Source organism: Bacillus taeanensis (assembly GCF_003318295.1).
Taxonomy (GTDB): Bacteria; Bacillota; Bacilli; order Bacillales; family UBA6769; genus Maribacillus; species Maribacillus taeanensis.
Genome location: NZ_QOCW01000006.1, coordinates 122,297 through 139,718, shown reverse-complemented (window position 1 = coordinate 139,718; position 17,422 = coordinate 122,297). Strand labels below are relative to the sequence as shown.

17 protein-coding genes and 2 pseudogenes are annotated in these 17,422 nt (G+C 35.9%); 9 read left to right on the top strand and 10 right to left on the bottom strand.

All coding sequences use genetic code 11. The features are described from left to right. Positions 1-35 precede the first annotated feature (35 nt). On the top strand, positions 36-761 hold the full coding sequence (locus DS031_RS08120) for a metallophosphoesterase family protein (RefSeq protein ID WP_113805433.1): 726 nt from the start codon (positions 36-38) through the stop codon (positions 759-761). 76 nt (positions 762-837) lie between these two features. Here DS031_RS08120 and DS031_RS08115 read toward each other — a convergent pair whose 3' ends face one another. Beyond that, positions 838-1,044, bottom strand: coding sequence for a hypothetical protein (locus tag DS031_RS08115; RefSeq protein WP_113805432.1), 207 nt, complete (start codon positions 1,042-1,044; stop codon positions 838-840). A gap of 160 nt (positions 1,045-1,204) precedes the next feature. Beyond that, positions 1,205-2,269, bottom strand: a complete 1,065-nt coding sequence (locus DS031_RS08110; RefSeq protein WP_113805431.1) for an AI-2E family transporter — start codon at positions 2,267-2,269, stop codon at positions 1,205-1,207. Between the two features lie 323 nt (positions 2,270-2,592). On the opposite strand from DS031_RS08110, the pseudogene DS031_RS08105 reads away from it, so the two are divergent. The 4 genes and pseudogenes from DS031_RS08105 to DS031_RS08095 all read left to right on the top strand — a co-directional run. Then, positions 2,593-2,988 (top strand): annotated as a pseudogene (locus DS031_RS08105) (hypothetical protein); the annotation flags it as partial. A gap of 220 nt (positions 2,989-3,208) precedes the next feature. Next, positions 3,209-4,183 (top strand): cation diffusion facilitator family transporter, encoded by a 975-nt coding sequence (locus DS031_RS08100; RefSeq protein WP_113805429.1) that lies wholly within the window; start codon positions 3,209-3,211, stop codon positions 4,181-4,183. Between the two features lie 147 nt (positions 4,184-4,330). Then, positions 4,331-4,534, top strand: coding sequence for a hypothetical protein (locus tag DS031_RS24085; protein ID WP_245947281.1), 204 nt, complete (start codon positions 4,331-4,333; stop codon positions 4,532-4,534). Next, positions 4,521-5,387 (top strand): EAL domain-containing protein, encoded by an 867-nt coding sequence (locus DS031_RS08095; RefSeq protein WP_245947279.1) that lies wholly within the window; start codon positions 4,521-4,523, stop codon positions 5,385-5,387. The genes DS031_RS24085 and DS031_RS08095 overlap by 14 nt, the downstream gene beginning before the upstream one ends. Positions 5,388-5,495: 108 nt before the next feature. On the opposite strand, the gene DS031_RS08090 is transcribed toward DS031_RS08095, so the two are convergent. Then, positions 5,496-6,488, bottom strand: a complete 993-nt coding sequence (locus DS031_RS08090; protein ID WP_113805428.1) for a DMT family transporter — start codon at positions 6,486-6,488, stop codon at positions 5,496-5,498. A 123-nt stretch (positions 6,489-6,611) separates the two neighbouring features. Here DS031_RS08090 and DS031_RS08085 point away from each other — a divergent pair, with 123 nt between their 5' ends. Continuing rightward, the gene (locus DS031_RS08085; RefSeq protein WP_113805427.1) at positions 6,612-7,193 is read left to right on the top strand and encodes a helix-turn-helix domain-containing protein; all 582 of its coding nucleotides are present in this window, start codon (positions 6,612-6,614) and stop codon (positions 7,191-7,193) included. 133 nt (positions 7,194-7,326) lie between these two features. Here DS031_RS08085 and DS031_RS08080 read toward each other — a convergent pair whose 3' ends face one another. The 4 genes from DS031_RS08080 to DS031_RS08065 all read right to left on the bottom strand — a co-directional run bounded on the left by DS031_RS08080 (position 7,327) and on the right by DS031_RS08065 (position 10,851). After that, a complete protein-coding gene (locus DS031_RS08080; protein ID WP_113805426.1) occupies positions 7,327-8,010 on the bottom strand; it encodes a DUF4956 domain-containing protein in 684 nt (227 codons plus the stop codon). 44 nt (positions 8,011-8,054) lie between these two features. Then, positions 8,055-8,753 (bottom strand): polyphosphate polymerase domain-containing protein, encoded by a 699-nt coding sequence (locus DS031_RS08075; protein ID WP_113805425.1) that lies wholly within the window; start codon positions 8,751-8,753, stop codon positions 8,055-8,057. Positions 8,754-8,879: 126 nt separating this feature from the next. Then, positions 8,880-10,172 carry a sensor histidine kinase gene (locus tag DS031_RS08070; protein WP_113805424.1) on the bottom strand — a complete coding sequence of 431 codons (1,293 nt, stop codon included), beginning with the start codon at positions 10,170-10,172 and terminating at the stop codon, positions 8,880-8,882. Further along, positions 10,165-10,851 (bottom strand): response regulator transcription factor, encoded by a 687-nt coding sequence (locus tag DS031_RS08065; protein WP_113805423.1) that lies wholly within the window; start codon positions 10,849-10,851, stop codon positions 10,165-10,167. The genes DS031_RS08070 and DS031_RS08065 overlap by 8 nt, the downstream gene beginning before the upstream one ends. A 188-nt stretch (positions 10,852-11,039) precedes the next feature. On the opposite strand from DS031_RS08065, the gene DS031_RS08060 reads away from it, so the two are divergent. The 3 genes from DS031_RS08060 to DS031_RS08050 all read left to right on the top strand — a co-directional run bounded on the left by DS031_RS08060 (position 11,040) and on the right by DS031_RS08050 (position 14,810). After that, entirely contained in the window at positions 11,040-12,995 is a 1,956-nt protein-coding gene (locus DS031_RS08060) for a carbohydrate-binding domain-containing protein (RefSeq protein ID WP_113805422.1), read from the top strand. 127 nt (positions 12,996-13,122) lie between these two features. Then, complete coding sequence (locus DS031_RS08055; RefSeq protein ID WP_245947277.1) at positions 13,123-13,500, top strand: hypothetical protein; 378 nt, start codon at positions 13,123-13,125, stop codon at positions 13,498-13,500. A 464-nt stretch (positions 13,501-13,964) separates the two neighbouring features. Further along, the gene (locus DS031_RS08050) at positions 13,965-14,810 is read left to right on the top strand and encodes a YitT family protein (protein WP_113805421.1); all 846 of its coding nucleotides are present in this window, start codon (positions 13,965-13,967) and stop codon (positions 14,808-14,810) included. A 136-nt stretch (positions 14,811-14,946) separates the two neighbouring features. Here DS031_RS08050 and DS031_RS08045 read toward each other — a convergent pair. The 3 genes and pseudogenes from DS031_RS08045 to DS031_RS08035 form a co-directional block, all read right to left on the bottom strand. Beyond that, positions 14,947-15,084 (bottom strand): annotated as a pseudogene (locus DS031_RS08045) (ATP-binding cassette domain-containing protein); the annotation flags it as partial. Positions 15,085-15,303: 219 nt separating this feature from the next. Beyond that, positions 15,304-16,230 carry a selenium metabolism-associated LysR family transcriptional regulator gene (locus DS031_RS08040; protein ID WP_113805420.1) on the bottom strand — a complete coding sequence of 309 codons (927 nt, stop codon included), beginning with the start codon at positions 16,228-16,230 and terminating at the stop codon, positions 15,304-15,306. A gap of 24 nt (positions 16,231-16,254) precedes the next feature. Further along, positions 16,255-17,316: a YeiH family protein gene (locus tag DS031_RS08035; protein ID WP_113805419.1), complete on the bottom strand. Its 1,062-nt coding sequence runs from the start codon at positions 17,314-17,316 to the stop codon at positions 16,255-16,257. Between the last annotated feature and the right edge of the window lie 106 nt (positions 17,317-17,422).

Below are 17,422 nucleotides of genomic sequence, written 5' to 3'. Positions count from 1 at the left end.
ATGGAAATGAAAGTATTTAGAGAGGAGAGGTAGGAATGAAAATAGCTTTTTTATCCGATATTCACGGTAATGCGGATGCACTTGAAGCAGTTATTCGAGATATCGAGGCAAAACAGGTTGATAAAATTGTTGTTCTTGGTGACATTTGTTACCGTGGTCCTGAGCCAAAACGAGCGCTGGAATTAGTAAAAAGTTTAAACGCAGAAGTTGTAAAAGGAAATGCGGATGAGTGGGTTGTAAGAGGTGTTGAAAAAGATGAAGTGCCAGATAAAGTTCTCGAAATGATGAACAAAGAACGTGATTGGACGGTTTCTCAACTAGAGAAGGAAGATGTTGCATTTCTTAAAAATCTACCATTAGAATTAACAGTAAAGTTAACAGAAGAAATAAACATTCATGCCTTTCATGCGACACCAAACAGTTTATTTGAGGTGGTCCTCCCAAATGAACAAGATAACGTAGTTGAACAAAAAATGATGGCGGCAAAAGATGCTTCTATTTATATTTATGGTCATATACACCGTGCTTTTGTTCGTTACATAAACGGAAAATGTCTCATTAATATGGGAAGTGTTGGTTTGCCGTTTGATGGTCTTCCGAAAGCTTCATACGCGATTGTTGAAGTGTATGAAGGGAGCGTGCGGACATCGATTGAACGAGTAGAGTATGACCTTGAAAAAGTTATTGAAAAATACAAAAGGGTTAATTATCCAAATACAGAAACAATGAGTAATGTTGTTCGTTATGCGAGACTTCCATAAAAGGTGCTTGATGTTACAAACCCCCTACTGTGCTTTTTAGACAGTAGGGGGTTCAAATGCTGGATATAAGAAGCGGTTATTGAATGTGAAGTCCGTGGTTTTTTATTCTGTTTAAAATGTGATCTTGAGCAATCTCGTTTTCGTTATAGGTGATCTTTACTTCTCCATCCTCTATATCCACTAATGCTCTTTCAACACCATTCATTCCTATAAGAATTTCTTCTAGTGTTTGAATGGGTTTTTCCTTAGTTGCTTCTTTTATATAAACTGTCATATCTTCCATCTCTAACTCTTCCTTTCCATCTATTTTTTAGTGTTAAAATTAATAAACATGTCCTGTTGTATGTTATACCCAAAAATAATAAAAGTATGTAAATTTTACATTTGTTCCTTAATTATAGGAAGCGAAAGAGAACTTCGGCAAAAGATGCCGAAGTTTTTATTCATTCACTATATCTTAGTTTGTAAAAACGATAAAGGTTTTTCACGGTTACCTTTAAGATCGCATAAAGCGGAATGACGATTAAAATTCCTACAAATCCGTATAAAGACCCGGCTGCTAAGAGAAGAAGCAGGACAGTTAGCGGATGAAGGTGAAGCTTGTTTCCAAGGATATAAGGTGAGACAAGATTTCCTTCTAACTGCTGTACAATCGTTAGAACAATGAGTATTTTTACAACCATAAATGGATCTTGACTAATGCCGATAATGATCGCCGGGATTACGCCAATTGCCGGACCAATGATTGGCACCATGTTTGTAATTACAACAAACAGTGCTAATACAATCGCAAAATCAAGACCGATGATTAAATAGCCAATATACATGAAAGCACCGTTAACAGAGGCAACGAAAAATTGCCCAACAATATAAGTGAACAATGTTTTATCAATATCTTTTAGGAGACGTTTTCCTTCATCCTTATGTTTCCTTGGTAAAAAATGAAGCAAATAAGGAAGAAACTTATCACCATCTCGAAGAAAGAAAAAGATAATAAACGGAACAACTAATAAAACGGTAATGACACTTGTGATGGCAGAGAGAACGGTCATCACATTTTGGCTGACACTATCAAATAAGCTCTGTAAATAATCAGCGATCTTATTTTCCACTTCATGAACAGATATCATTTCAAAGTTACTGCTTCGAATAAATTCTTTTGCGAATTTAACCGTCTGTTCGATCTTTTGCGGTAGTTCTGCTGCTAAATTATTCGTTTGACTTGCAATCATACTGCCGGCAAAATACCATAACCCGTAAAATAATCCGATAATCACAGCGAACATAAGTAAGATTGCAAGTGTTTTCGGCATGTGTTTATCAAGGAAATCTACTGGTGTTCGTAAAATATAGTAGAAAAGACCGGCAATAATAATTGGAAAGAATAGTATCGTAATTAATTGTTGAATAGGGGTAAAGAGGTAATCAACTTTTCCTAAAAAGAAAAGAATAAGGACAACAAGTAAAGCTCCGAACGCGTATTTAAAAAATCGATTTTGGATCCACATTAGCTTTTCCTCCTCTAAAAACCTTCTAAGGGTTGATTCCCTAATCTAATTGTTTTTACACATTGAACTTTCTAGAAAGAAGAGGGAAGTAGAGTGATATGGTGAAGCGAATTGAAAGGTCATCTTCCTTAGGGCATTCGGTTTATTTTCTTTCGCTTTGGTTTATCAAGACATGAAGCGGGTAAATGGTAAGTGTAAACAGCATGAAAACACTTAAACTTAAGGAGGAATACGAAATGGCTAAAAATATTATTGGTGTATACAATACATTAGAGGAAACGGTACGTGCAATTGATGATTTACGTGATTGAGGATATCCTACTTCTCAAATTACAGTGATTACAAATCGAGATGATTCTAATTATTTAGATGATTGGACTGCCGCTTCAGTTGAACAGCCGGAAAATACGATGAATACGAACAATACGAATAGTCATTCTGAAACAATGTGGGAAAAAATAAAAGACTTTTTTTCAATGGATCATCATAATCCTAAAGGGCGCTTAACAAATATGGATCTCCCTGAAAATGAATTGAACACGTATTATGAGGACTTAGAACAGGGGAAATATCTTGTAGCACTTGATAAGGATCCTGGCGTTAATGATTTAAATGATGAAATTCGGACAGGCGATGAAATGGCTGAAGGTCGTTTAAGCAATGAGAATGTGAGAGAAACAAATCACGCAATTAACAATTCTTTAGATAACCGTTATTAAGAAGAGGAAACGAACACCTATAAAAAAGAGAGAACCTAAAGCTGCTTTAGGTTCTCTCTTTTAATTTTAACGAAATTACAATAGAGAGAATGAGTTTATTTTGTTTAAATATGAAAACGTAAGGGAAGAGTATATGGATAAGAAAGTAGGCAAGTTGTCTATATTATTCGTTTACTTTCGCATATTTCTAGATAATACTTACTTAAAAAGGAAGAATAAAATGAACGAACTATTTATTTTGCTAAAAAAGGGTAGTAAATCAGCTTTATTAGCAGCTATAATTAACACAATTATTTCAATTATAAAAGGATTTGCCTATATGCTAACTGGAAATGTAGCGATGTTTGCGGAGACCATGCACAGCTTAGGAGATGCGGCCAATCAATTTTTCGTTTTTATTGGTTCTGCCCTCAGTAAAAAAGCACCTACTGCGCGCTTTCCAAACGGATTTGGGAGACTTGTGAATTTAGTCCTTCTCGGTGCTGTACTCGTTGTTGGGATTATGGCTTATGAAACGATTATTGAAGGGTATCATCATATTCTTCATCCAACAGAATCGGAAGGACTTCTTATTAATGTAGGTGTGCTTGCAGTTGCGATTATTTTAGAAGCTTTCGTCTTGTTTAAAGCAATGAAAGAAACACTTCATGATGTTGGACTTGAAGCAAAAGGAATGGGTATTGTACCGAAAAGCTTTGCAAATGTAAATAAAGCAAAACCAGCAACAAAACTTGTTTTTCTTGAAGATTTAGTTGCCACTCTTGGCGGGCTATTAGCTTTAGCAGCTGTTTTAATTTCACAGTTTACTCCATTTCATCAAGCAGAAGGTATTGCATCTATTATTATCGGACTGTTAATGTTTTATGTTGTTGGAAAGATATTTCTTGATAATGCAGCAGGTGTATTAGGAGAAGCTGATGAAGTGATGCAAAATAAAATTGGCAGCGCAGTTTTAGAAGATCCTGATGTAAGAGATGTCCAAGAAATTGCTGTTTTAAAAGAAGGCGATGAGCTTCATGTTGAAATCAAAATTGAAGTTGATCCACAAATCACATTAGCAGAAGCAGATGATATTAAAGATCGTATCGAAGAGAAAATATTAAAAGAAAAAGGTGTGACAGACGTCATCGTGGAGTTTGATGAAGACGATAAGGTAAGTGCTTGGGAAAATCGAGAACAAAATAAAGAGCGTTAAGAAGCTGAAAATAGTGTTAGGCACTGTTTTCAGCTTCTTTTTATAAATAGCAGCTGCATTATAAGCAGTTTTACTTAGAAAAAAGGAAAAAAGTGATATACTAGCACTTTAAGTGAAGGAAAAATGAATGATAAAGGAGAAGGATAAATGGGATGTGAAGTATGCCTGCCGTCTGTAAAAGGCTATACCGTTTATTTTGCAGAAAATGAAAGTGCTAAAACGTTAAATGATTATTTCCAGAACTCCCCCGAGGAGTCATGGAATTTTATAAATAATAGAATGTTTTGGGTAAAGGAGCCTGTTTTTTTTGATCTAATTGATTATGCACAAGCTCACTTTGAATCTCAATAATATATATGCAGTTTTATCCTGTGTCTCTGATCCTTTAGCGAATTTAAATGAGTTAAAACAAGTCGAGTCTTTTAAAATCGAACGTGAAGCGAGCTGGATTGATACCCTCATTGAAAAAAACTTACTTTCTACTTACTACCAGCCGATTGTAAGTGCTGCGGATGGAAAGATAAATGTAGTTGGCCATGAACTCTTATCAAGAGGTCTTGATGAAAGCGGGGGGGGGATTATCCCTCCATTTAAAATGTTTGAAGCAGCGAGAGTAAGAGGGCGTGTTTTTTCTCTCGATCGAGCGTGCCGTATGCAGTCTGTTCGAAATGCCGGCATGATAAAGGATAAACTAATTTTTATTAACTTTATCCCAACCGCTATTTATTCACCTGAACACTGCTTATCGACTACATTTGAAATCATTAAGAAAATGAATATCAAACCAGAACAAGTAGTGTTTGAAGTTGTGGAAACAGATGAAGTGAACGATCTTGATCACTTAAAATCAATTTTAAATTATTATCAAGCTCACGGCTTTAAGTATGCTCTAGATGATGTTGGTACAGGACATAATAACTTGAAGAAGCTATCAGAAATGGAACCTGATATTGTGAAGTTAGCATTCGAATTTACGAACGGCGTGAGTGAAGATAAAGCTAAACAAGAGGCTGCAAAATCTGTATTAACGATTGCCCATGATATGAACGCTTTAGCTCTTGCTGAAGGAGTGGAAACCGAAGCGGACTTCCATTTCTTAATTGAAATAGGCTATGATCTGTTTCAAGGCTATTATTTTTCAAAGCCTCAAGAAAAACCAGTTGAAGTTATAAAGAAAGAGTTTAATAGAAAAATGAAAGCTTAATAATAGTATACAAAGAAAACGCTATTCTCGTTTTCTTTGTATTTCAACTAATGAACAGCTTTACTTCAATTAGAAGTAATGCTGTTTTGTTTCTGTAAGTGTTTTTGGTTACACCTGTTTTTCTTTGCTGTTAGACAAGCTTATGTTTTTAGTGTGAATTTTATTTATTTTTTTCATGCTGAAGCTGTGCAGCACTATTCCTAAAATAATGATAAGAATTCCAGCAGCTGCAGCTTCACTAGGTACAGGACTTGATAAAAGGAAAGCTTCACCGCCAATCACAAACAGCACTTGTGTAGACTGAGTCGCTTCTACTGCTGCGAGCTTACCTTGATGCTCTCTTGCTCGATCAGTAGCAATGAAAAATAAACTAGTAGCAATTACTCCTGAACAGATTGCTACGATAAACGATTGAAGGACTTGCTCTGAAGAAGGACTGCCAACCTTTATAAAAGCAGCTCCACTTATTAGCAACCAAAATGGCAGACTTGCCAATGTCATACCGAATACTCGTTGAAATGTATCAAGCCTGCCGCCGCAAAGCTCCATCATCTTTCGGTTTCCTAATGGATAAGCGAATGCGGCAATCATAACTGGGATTACTCCAAAAACTAGATCATTTAAAGAGAAATGTTCTGCTTTTTGAAGTTGAATAAGCACGACACCGAGTAAAATAAGTAACGAAATATAAAGAGCCTTCTTTTGGATGGTATGCCTTCTTTTGATAACACCACTTTTCGTTTGAATCGTTTCAAAAAATAGAGGTGTTAATAAAATCCCTGCCACAATGGTGATCTGCCAAGTACCGGCAACTAACCAACCTGGTCCATAGGAAGCGGCATAAGTTATTGGCGCATAAAATAAGACAAAGCCTATGAAACTCCAAACGATCCATTGAATCGGGTGTTTTAGTATTTCATTCCATACTTGTTTAAGACTGCTTCTCAGCATGACAATGAAAAATAAAAAAGGTAACATAAAAAGGAATCGTAAAGAGGAGCTCCACATCCAGCTTCCTCCCGATAATTCCATTGAACGATTTAAAATAAAGGTTACAGCGAAAAACATTGAAGCAAATATGCCAATGGTAATTTCCTTCATTAAAATACTACACACCTTTCCATTCAAGTTTTAAGTAAATTATAATTAATTTTAAGTATAATATAATATATCAAAAAGAGGTAGTTAAATTTCTAATCAAAAATTATTTAGGCGGTGTTTTTTATGAGTGACAACGATAAATTAATTGAAGCGGAAAAGTTAGCAAAACAAGTTGGTGCAACACTGAGAACAATTAGGAATGAAAGAGGGTTTAGTCTGCAGGAACTTGCTGATCTTACAGCGGTTAGTAAGTTAACTCTAGGGAAGATTGAAAGAGGAGAAGCAAATCCGTCCTTAACCGTGATTTGGAAGATCGCAAATGGGCTGGCTATCCCCATTTCAGCCCTGCTTAATGAAAAGAGAGAAGTGTTAATTTCAAGAAAAAATGAAGGAAACAAAGTATTAAGTGCAAATGAAGCTCTTACGTTAGAGCCGATGTTTAACTCTTCTAGTTATGGTTTATTAGAAGTGCACAGAGCATTTTTAAAACCGAACAGTGAATACAATGCAGGCGCTCACCAAGTCGGAGTAATTGAATATGTAACAGTAATGGAAGGTGAAGTAAAAATCAAGGTAGAAAATGAGATTTATCACCTGTATCAGTATGATTCGATACAGTTTAACGGTGATCGAGTGCATGCTTATATTAATCCAACTCTTTCTGAAACAGTTTTGCATTTTGTGATGACTTATACGAGCACATAATTATCATTTAGATGGCGGCTTTTATCGGAGTTAGCAGTTATTCGGTAAAAGTCGGTTATGTTTTTAACATCCATATATTCAAAAACCGTGCAAAACATAGCTGCAGCTCTGTTTGCACAGTTTTTGGAATTTATTATGCTGTAAAGTTTCCGTCATAACTTAACATGATTGCTGATTTTACACCATCAAGGTTTGAGATGTTGTTCATAAAACTTGTGTTATTGTCATTTACGCGAATTTCATATGTTACTTCATGATCATTTCCTGGCATAATTGACTTTGATTTCACACAGTGCTTTTTCACATGTTCAGCGATTACATGCTCTAATGATTTCTCGATAGAAGCTTCATTGTATCGAACGACTAATAAATAAGGATTTTCTACTTTAATACGGTTAATAAACGTTACAATGACTGCTCCGATTAAGATTGAGCCAACTGCTGCAATAAGAATAAAGCCTGCGCCGCATAGAATGCCGGCAATAATTGCCCAGAAAATATAGACAATATCCATTGGATCTTTAATTGGTGTACGAAAGCGGACAATTGAAAGCGCGCCTACCATTCCGAGCGACAATAAGACATTTGATGAAATACCGATTATAATAAGTGCCGTTGCCATTGACATCACGATAAGTGAAATGTTAAATGAGTGGGAATAAATTACACCAGTAAATGTTTTTTTGTACACCATGTAAATGAATAAGCCAATTATAAACGCAGCTGTTAAGCCAATAATCGAATCAATTATTGAAAAGCTGCTTGTTTTTTCTAAAATACTTGATTTAAATACATCACTAAAATTAATACTTTCCATTTTATTTTTCCTCCTGAAAATTTAGTTTGTTATACTGTTAGTTTTTAACCATACATTCTGCTAATTTGATATTTAGAATAGGTGCCTTTCCGTCTGTCATGAATTTGAAGTAAATGTTTGATCACGTCGGGTAAAAACTCATCAAATTTCACTTCAAGAATCACAATATCTGGGTTTGTTTCAACCATCGGTAAATTTGGATTTAACACATCATTATTTCGAAAGCTCGTTTTAATTGAGCTATCAAAGGTAACGCGCACATTGCCATATTCAAAAATAAATACTTCTCGCTCATAATCAACGACTGTTAACGGCTTTAATTGAAAAATCGTCATCTGGATGAATAACTCTTGAAGCAGCAATCGTGAGTCATTTTCCATCCACTTAATGTCTCCTTGACGAATTCGTTCATATTCATCAGCTGTTAACGCGCATTTTTGTTTATATGTTAAATTATTGCGCTTGCTCTTTTTTTCTAAATTAATATAATTTGTGTTGTAGTCATACAGCCTGACGCGAAACTTATCTCGCTCATATAGTCCTTCTTTCTTTTGAATTAACACTTTATTATCAAAGTTATCAAAATAAACACTTCGAATTAAATATTTTCCGTCATTCTTCGCATGAGGGTCACTCTGCATATAATGCTTTAGTTTATTGCGAAGAAGAAAGCAATCCATTTTCGTCATTTCATGTTTTAATTCTCGGCGGCCCTTTACGCCGTTTAAGCTCACTGCCTTCATGTTCATCATGCTCCTTTTTGTTTACCAGTTCCATGACCACATTATGAAAGACAAACCTTAACTGAACCTTAAAAATTTTAAAGGATTTTTAAGTATATAAAAAAGAGATCACACAGCGGTGATCTCCTACTTTGGAAGCTTAACTTTAAATGTTGTCCCTTTATTTTGATTTTGACTTACTTTGATGGAGCCGTCATGTTTTGATACAATCCACTGCGCAATTGCAAGTCCTAAACCAACGCCGCCGCTATCTCTAGAGCGCGCTTTGTCTTCCCGGTAAAAGCGGTCAAAAATATGCTTCATGTTTTCTTCTTTAATACCAATCCCGGTATCACTTAATTCAAAGACAATTTTGTGATCTTCACTGTATGTTTTTATGCCAATGCTGTCATATTCACTCGTGTATTTTAAAGCATTATCAAGCAAAATAACTAAAAGCTGATGAAGACGAACTTCATCTGCCTCTATAGTGAAATCACAGTTTAAATTCAGCCAAAAGTGCTTCTCTTGTGATTCGGCAATTTCAATATAAGGAGCACAAACCTTTTGAACGAACGAATCAACATGAAAGGATTTTTTCATTAACTGTGTTTCAGCTGAATCTGCTCGCGCTAATGTTAATAAATCAGACGTAAGCTTTGACAGTCTTCGTGTTTCAGAAAGACTGAGCGCGATATTTTTAAACTTGTTTGCAATTTTTTCCTGCGGTGTAGTCAGCAGCAGTTCTAATTTATTTTGAATGATCGTTAACGGCGTTCTCAGCTCATGGGAAGCATTTTCTACGAATTCTGTTTGCTTTTTCCATGACTGAATGATCGGTTCCATCATTTTTTTCGATAAAATGTAGCTTGCTGCAATGGATAGAATCGTAAAAATTGTTGAGAAAAGAATAATAAGTTTTTGAAAATTAGTTAAAATTGTTTCTTCAGCGTCAACGTTGATCATCAACTGCGTATAGGCAATATTATCGCTTGGATTAGTATCTTCAAAAAGAAGATAGCGAAAACTGTAAAGATCATGAATTGTCATACTAGTAATTGTATTTAAGTTGTCTTTATTAAGCTCGTAATCTTGTAAATAATAGTCATAAAAGAGGGAACCAATTTGATCTTCGTTAACAATTTCACCGTCTTCATTCCAATCTATAACGGTAATTCTCGGATTTGGCCCATCTTTTGGTCCGTCTTGACGAGGAGGAAAATCATTTTCATCTCTTTGGGGACGATCGTCAAATTCTCGTTCATCATCCATAATCATTTCTTTGAAGCTTAACAACTCCTCGTCAGCTTTTGAAAATAATGTGTTTTGAACTTGTGTAAAAATAATTACGCCGAAAATCGTAAAAATAACCGTAAACGCGATCAAGTTAAACAGCATAAATTTCAGCTGCTGTTTTCGAAAGATTTTTTCTTTAATCATTGTTTTCACCGCTGTCCGTCAGCATATAACCTAAGCCGCGGAATGTTTTAATGTATTGATCATATTGATACGGTTTTAAACTTTTTCGTAAATTGCTCGCATACACTTCAACAACTGTAGTTGATGTGTCAGATTCAAATCCCCAAATGCGGTCAAAAATTTGTTCTTTCGTTAAAATTGTATTTTTATTGTTTATAAGATACTCAAGTAAATCAAATTGTTTTCCGTTTAACTTTACAAGATTTTCTCCGATCGAAGCGGTTTTGTTTTTTAAATTAAGTTCTAGTTCTTTAAATGTAAGAACATTTTCTTTCAGCATGCCTCCAGATCTCCTTACCATTGCTTCTAACCGTAAGAGAAGCTCTTCGCGGTGAAAAGGTTTTACTAAATAATCATCCGCACCTACTTTAAATCCTTGAATTTTATCATCAATGCCGTCTTTAGCAGTCAGCATAATAACGGGTGTTGTAACCTTTTTCTTTCGCAGTTCAGATAATACTTCATAGCCATTCATATAAGGAAGCATAATGTCTAAAATAATGACATCAAAAATATTTTGTTCTGCTAAAAATAGTCCTTCTTCGCCATCGAAAGCTTGTACCGTTTCAAAAAGCTCTTTTGTTGTTTCTTGAATTGTTCCTGAAAGATGCTTATCATCTTCAATAATTAACAACTTCATACATAGACTCCTTTTTTTCGCCTCATTTGTTTAAGTTCGATTATAGAGCGAATTAAAATAAATGCAAATGATTTCTTCACGTTTTTAAGGTTTTGTTAAGGTTCGTTTTCAATAATGTGAGTACGGAACAGAAGCAATACTTAAAAAAAGATAAGAAATCTTAAAATAGAGAAAAGGAGTTTATAAATATGAAACGAAAAACAAAATACTCAAAAGCGGCAGCAGCGCTGTTATGTTCAACAATGTTGTTTGCGTGCAGTCCAGATGCTGAATCTGTAAAGGAAAACAGCACACAAACCGAAACAGTAAACACCGAAACTGTAGAAGAAATAAGCAGTGAGATTAGTCAGAAGGTTACGTACAATGAAGAGGATTATGACAGCAGCTGGGAAGATAAAAATCCTACGGTTATTGAATTAACAGGCAGCAGTGCAAATGTTAATTCATCAGCGGCTGTGATCGTTTCAAATAGTACGATTACGATTAAAGCAGCAGGCGTTTATGCGTTAAGCGGTGAATTAGAAAACGGTCAAGTCGTTATTGATGCTGAAGATAAAGGTACAGTGCAGTTAGTTTTAAATGGCGCAGAAATTAACAGCAGTGAAAGCTCAGCGATTTATGTAAAAAATGCGCAGAAAACCATTCTCACTTTAGCAGAAGGTACAGAAAATACGGTTTCTGACGGAACGCAGTATGTGAACACTGATTCTGAGGATGAGCCGAATGCAGCTGTTTTTAGTAAGGACGACCTTACGATTAACGGATCTGGTCAGTTAACAGTACAGGGAAATTACAATAATGGTATAACGAGTAAAGACGAATTAAGAATGATGGAAGGCACGATTAACATTACAGCTGTTGATGATGGCGTATTGGGCCGCGATTTCGTTGCGCTGAAGGAAGGAAAGGTCACAATTGATGCTGGCGGTGATGGGATGAAATCGTCAAATGACGAAGATGCTTCAAAAGGATTTATTATGCTTGAAGGCGGAAGTATGAATATAACAGCTAGCAGTGACGGGATGCAGGCAGAAACTTCTCTATACGCTGTAGGGGGATCGTATGATATTACTTCAGGCGGCGGCAGTCCTGACAGCATCGCAAATAGAGGGAATCAAAGAGGTTCATGGACAAATGAAACAACTGCAGTAAGCGATACAGACAGCGGAAAAGGATTGAAAGCGGCGGGAGAACTTGCGATTCTAGGCGGAACTTTCACGATTGACGCGGCTGATGATGCGCTTCACAGCAATGATACGCTTACGATTGGCGGTGGAGAATTTACAATCGCGAGCGGAGATGACGGCATTCATGCTGATGCATTGATTGAAACAGCCGGTGGAAACATTACGATTACGAAAAGCTATGAAGGCATTGAAAGTCAGCAAATTACAATTGCAGCAGGCACAATTAATGTTACTGCTAGTGATGATGGCATTAACGTTGGCGGTGGAAATGACGGTTCAGGAATGGACATGATGTCTTCAGGAAGTGGTACGCTTACGATCAATGGTGGAAATGTGACTGTAAATGCGTCTGGTGACGGTTTGGATTCTAATGGTTCGATTTATATGACGGATGGAACTGTCATTGTAAATGGTCCAACCGACAATGGCAATGGTCCGCTTGATTATGATGGCACTTTTGAAATAAGCGGAGGACTAATCATCGCAGCTGGAAGTGCAGGGATGGCGCAGGCGGCTTCTGAGCAATCAACACAGTCTTCTATTTTAATGACATATCCGCAAACACAAGAGGCTGGAACGTTAGTCTATCTAGAAGACAGTGAAGGTAATACGGTTGCAGCATTCACACCAGCGAAAAGCTATCAATCTGTTTTTATTAGCTCACCTAACCTTAAAAAGGATACAGATTACACGCTTTATTCAGGCGGCTCGTTTTCAGGAAGCAGCACAAACGGTCTTTCTACAGAAGGAGAATATACAAACGGAACAAAGCTAATTGATTTTACAATTACTGATTCTGTTACATGGTTAAATGAATCAGGTGTAACGACAGGAAGAAGTTCCGGTCCTGGAGGAAACTTTCAAGGAGGCGGCCAGCGTCCTGAAGGTGGATCACCTGAAGGATTTTCCGGCGAACGACCGGCTCGACCTGAACAGGGAAGCATGATGCAGCAGTAGAATAGGTACAATGAACAAAAGCAGAATCTTCTTAGGGGGACTCTGCTTTTGTTTTCTGAATAGCTATTATAGGTACTTTAGTAGGAAATAAAGGTGCATCTTCTGTCACAAGGAGGTGTTTTTTATTTTGGCATGTATGTATTATTATCATTTAACCTTAACACATTCAGCAGAAAGAGGGAAATTTGAAACATTTTATCGGAAAATTTCGTATGTAATATATGACTATGATTTTCGCGAAAAATTAGAGGTAGAAATAATGCAGATGCGAAATTTTGTGCTTTATGGTGATATATTATCGGTTCAAGTTGAAATTGAAGATAAAGATTATACGTTCGGTGTAAAGCGGAAAGATCCAAAAAAGCCTTATGATGATACTTGGGAGCTTAAATCGTACTGTAATAATGCAGCAGGTGAGAGGGATTTAAAGGAAGAACAGATTAAAGAATTCATGGAAGTTATTAATCCAAATTGGAATTGGAACATCGATGGCTTTAAGAAGTGATTTTTCCAATTGACTGCAATAGCTTAGATTATTCAACTTATTGAAAAGAGGAGATTATTTGGAGTTATATATGATTTTATTCGTTTTTTTACTTTTATTTTGCATTAGTTCAATTTTAAATATTGTTTTAAAAACGACAAAAAAAGGTCATTGGCTTATGTCGCTGTTAATAAGTGCTTTTTTATCAATAGTAATTGTTTTTTTATTAGGAGTTAAGTGATTTGGAGGTGTGAATCTTTTTGAACTTTGAAATGGTTCTGTTTTCTCATCGTCAACTTAAGTGGTAATAATCGTATTAGCAATAAAGGAAGATGTGCAACAATTGAAAGATTTCTTTAGCGAACTTTAGAATCAAAAAATAACCTCCGAATCTTTTTAAATAAAGCTATTTACAAATAACATAAGCAGCGTTATAATTTGCGCTTGTGACGTAATAATGTACGTGGAATTATGGAGGGTTTTTCATGAAATTAAAAGAAATTTTACTTATACATGCAGGTTTGTTGTTAATTGCGATGAATGTTCACTATTTTCTAGTTCCTAACTCTTTAGCAGCTGGAGGGGTGACCGGTCTTTCCGTACTAACGAACAAACTGCTTCCTGATATATCGATTGGTTTAATTATGATTTGTATTAACCTTGTTTTGTTTATTGTTGGTTTTATTTTTTTAGGATTTAGCTTTGGGGCAAAAACGATTTATGCTAGTTTTGTGCTTTCGGGTTTTGTTTATCTACTAGATTTCCTTTTTCCAGTCGCTCAGCCGCTGGGAGAAGATATTCTGATTCAGCTTTTGATTGGTTTTTCAATTGGCGCATTTGGAATGGCACTTGTATTTAGCCAAGGCACTTCAACCGGGGGAACGGATATTTTGGCGATGATTTTAAATAAGTATGTGTCAATTAATATTGGAAAAGCTGTGTTAATGTGCGATATTTTTATTGCAGTCTCTGCGGCATTTATTTTTGGAGTTGAAAAGGCGATGTACGGAGTGTTTGGCGTCTTTTTAAACGGTTTTATTATTGATTATGTGCTGCAGCAGTTTAATAATCATAAAGAAATTGTGATTATTAGCGAACAAAGCGAGGAAATTCGTAATTACATTGTGAAAGGTCTTGGTAAAGGAACGACTATGCATGCTGCGGTTGGCGGTTATTCAAACAGCGAAAAGCAAGTGATTACAACGATTTTAAATAATAAAGACTTTTCGCTGCTGAAAAAGTTTATTTTTGAAGTGGATCCTCGCGCCTTTATTACGGTGCATGATGCGAAGGAAGTATATGGAGCCAGTATTCAAAAACAGTTTGTATAATTTTAAAAGTGAAAAAGCATGATGGAATAGTAAGAATAAATGCAGAACGCTTATTCAATTGAATAGTTTAAGTGTATGTTGAATGGTCGTCTCAATTGGTTAACATTATTGACTAATTGAGATGACTCTTTTTAATTAAAAGCGTCGATTTTCCGCAGCCATTGGAACCGATAATTGTTGTAATTTTTTTATCAGGTATGTCAATCGTGAGATCCTTTACAATTGTCCGTTCACCATAGCTAATGTGTAAATCTTTTGTGTAAAGGTGAACCATGCTGTAACCTCCAATTTTTAATCAATATGTAAATAGTATTGATAATCATTATCACTTATGAAGATACTATAATCTGATTTTTGAAATTTGTCAATCTTGATATATATTTACATGTGGTAGAGAAAAAGTTGGGAAACCTGTTTTAAAAAGGAGACACTTATCCAATAGCGGGATAAGTGTCTCCTTTTAGTATTACGAACATCCGGATGTTCGTACCAATTAAGATATACGTAATGAGAGCTGTTCGTATTGAAAATGTTCGTGAGTAAATGTTAAAAATAACTCTGCAGCTGGTGTTAACTGCTGTTTATTATGAACTGTATAAAAGTATCTTTTCATTTGAATTCCTTCAATGGCAACCGTTCTTAGGGAGCCGATTTGTAGTTCTTTTTTAATCGATGATTTTGAAATAATCGAAATTCCCATCCCAGATTCCACAGTCGATTTAATTGCTTCAGTATTCGGAAGTTCTAACATGACATTCAATTTATTTGGATCGAGATGGTGTTTTTGGAAGTTTTCTTCGATCACCTGTCTTGTGCCGGATCCTTGTTCACGTAAGATAATCGGAAGCTGAAAGAGTTCTTCATGGGTAATATGTGTCCGATCTCCAATAATCGAATGAGACGGATGTGTTGATGTAATAATCACTAATTCATCTTCAAGAAATGCCTGCTGTTCTAAGTGCGGGTAAAACAATGTTGATTCAATAAAACCAACTTCAATTTCGCCGTGATGAAGATTTGAAATAATTTGTTCCGAATTAAATGTTTTCATAATGAGATTAATATGAGGATGCTTTCTTTTAAACTTTCCAAGAATAGAAGGTAAAATATACTCGCCAATTGTTAAGCTGGCGCCAATCGTTAAATCACCATGAATCGTATTAGAAAGCAGGTTAATATCTTTTTCTGCTTCGTAAATTAATGATAGAATTTGATCGGTGTATTGAAAAAGCATTTTTCCAGAAGTCGTTAACTCAATTTTTTTAGTTGTACGATGGAATAACTTTGTGTTTAAATGTTCTTCCAGCTGACGAATTTGCGAGCTTACAGTCGGTTGTGAAAGGTGAAGCGCCCTCGCCGTTTCAGAGAAATTTTTTGTTTTTGCAGCTGTATAAAAGACTTTTAAATGTTCAATGTTCATAAGCTTCCCCCTCTTTAAAGTTTGTTAAAGCAGGTACAGTAAGAACGGACTTAATAGTGAAAGAGCCATAAATCCAAGTATGCCAACAATAACCGGTTTAATTCCGACTTTTTTAAAATCACCAAAGTTAATGCTTAGTCCAAGTCCAGCCATTGCCATTGATAACAAATAGATGCTTATAAAAATGAGAGCATTTGTAACAGAAGCACTTAACAATTGGAGTGTATTCACAACACTCATGGCTAAAAATCCAAAAATAAACCATGGAACAGGAAGATCTTTAAATGATTTTTTCTCAGCGGTTTTCGTTCCATCGTTTCGTGAAAAGATAAAGCCTAAAATAAGGGCAACAGGAATTAACAGGGCGACTCTGCCCAGTTTTACAAGAAGAGCTGTTTCACTGCTTACTTCTCCACCGGGAATCGCAGCGGCAATTACATGGGCAAGCTCATGAAGGGTGGCACCTACTAATACACCGTATGAATAGGAATTAAGACCAAGAAGCGGGTATAACAAAATGTAAAGAATCGCCCCAACTGTTCCTAAAATCGCAATACAGGCAACCGCAAGTGCTGTGTATTCCTTTTTTCCTTTAATAAGCGGAGCGACGGCAACAATCGCTGCAGCCCCACAAACGGCTGTTCCAACAGCAATTAATGCTGATAAGTGTTTATCAATAGAAAGAGCTTTTCCAAGACTCATCATCACAACAAGAGTGAAAGCGATTACGATAACATCGATTAAAAATACAGATAATCCAGCGTTTACTATTTGTTCAAGATTTAAGCGAAGTCCCATTAAAATAATGCCTGCGCGAAGTAAAATCTTACTGCTGAATGTAATTCCAGGTGCTGCGCCGGTTGGAACAGACATGACGCTTTTCCAAGACATCCCTAACAAAATTGATAAAATCATAATTCCCATAATTGAAAGAAATGGCAGTTTTGCAAGCTGCCCGGCAATAATTGCAAGAACGAGTGTTAAAAGTAATCCTCGTACAAACCCCTTTGAATGTGAAAGTCCTTCTACAGTAGTACTATTCGCAGCTGTTACATGTTTTTCCTGCTGAACCTGCTGTAATGCCATTGTCATCCTCTCCTTTATTATTGTTACTGAAACCATAACACAGAAAAGGTAGGTGGAATCATTTAGATCTTTTATGAGAATTATCATTATTTGTAATAACATAAAA

Bases quoted from the DNA above. Each gene is read 5' to 3' on its own strand.
- DS031_RS08100 (WP_113805429.1), top strand. From the start codon at position 3,209: ATGAACGAACTATTTATTTTGCTAAAAAAGGGTAGTAAATCAGCTTTA.
- DS031_RS08035 (WP_113805419.1), bottom strand. From the start codon at position 17,316: ATGGCATTACAGCAGGTTCAGCAGGAAAAACATGTAACAGCTGCGAAT.
- DS031_RS08040 (WP_113805420.1), bottom strand. From the start codon at position 16,230: ATGAACATTGAACATTTAAAAGTCTTTTATACAGCTGCAAAAACAAAA.
- DS031_RS08050 (WP_113805421.1), top strand. From the start codon at position 13,965: ATGAAATTAAAAGAAATTTTACTTATACATGCAGGTTTGTTGTTAATT.
- DS031_RS08115 (WP_113805432.1), bottom strand. From the start codon at position 1,044: ATGGAAGATATGACAGTTTATATAAAAGAAGCAACTAAGGAAAAACCC.
- DS031_RS08090 (WP_113805428.1), bottom strand. From the start codon at position 6,488: ATGAAGGAAATTACCATTGGCATATTTGCTTCAATGTTTTTCGCTGTA.
- DS031_RS08120 (WP_113805433.1), top strand. From the start codon at position 36: ATGAAAATAGCTTTTTTATCCGATATTCACGGTAATGCGGATGCACTT.
- DS031_RS08080 (WP_113805426.1), bottom strand. From the start codon at position 8,010: ATGGAAAGTATTAATTTTAGTGATGTATTTAAATCAAGTATTTTAGAA.
- DS031_RS08065 (WP_113805423.1), bottom strand. From the start codon at position 10,851: ATGAAGTTGTTAATTATTGAAGATGATAAGCATCTTTCAGGAACAATT.
- DS031_RS08070 (WP_113805424.1), bottom strand. From the start codon at position 10,172: ATGATTAAAGAAAAAATCTTTCGAAAACAGCAGCTGAAATTTATGCTG.
- DS031_RS24085 (WP_245947281.1), top strand. From the start codon at position 4,331: ATGGGATGTGAAGTATGCCTGCCGTCTGTAAAAGGCTATACCGTTTAT.
- DS031_RS08085 (WP_113805427.1), top strand. From the start codon at position 6,612: ATGAGTGACAACGATAAATTAATTGAAGCGGAAAAGTTAGCAAAACAA.
- DS031_RS08075 (WP_113805425.1), bottom strand. From the start codon at position 8,753: ATGAAGGCAGTGAGCTTAAACGGCGTAAAGGGCCGCCGAGAATTAAAA.
- DS031_RS08110 (WP_113805431.1), bottom strand. From the start codon at position 2,269: ATGTGGATCCAAAATCGATTTTTTAAATACGCGTTCGGAGCTTTACTT.
- DS031_RS08060 (WP_113805422.1), top strand. From the start codon at position 11,040: ATGAAACGAAAAACAAAATACTCAAAAGCGGCAGCAGCGCTGTTATGT.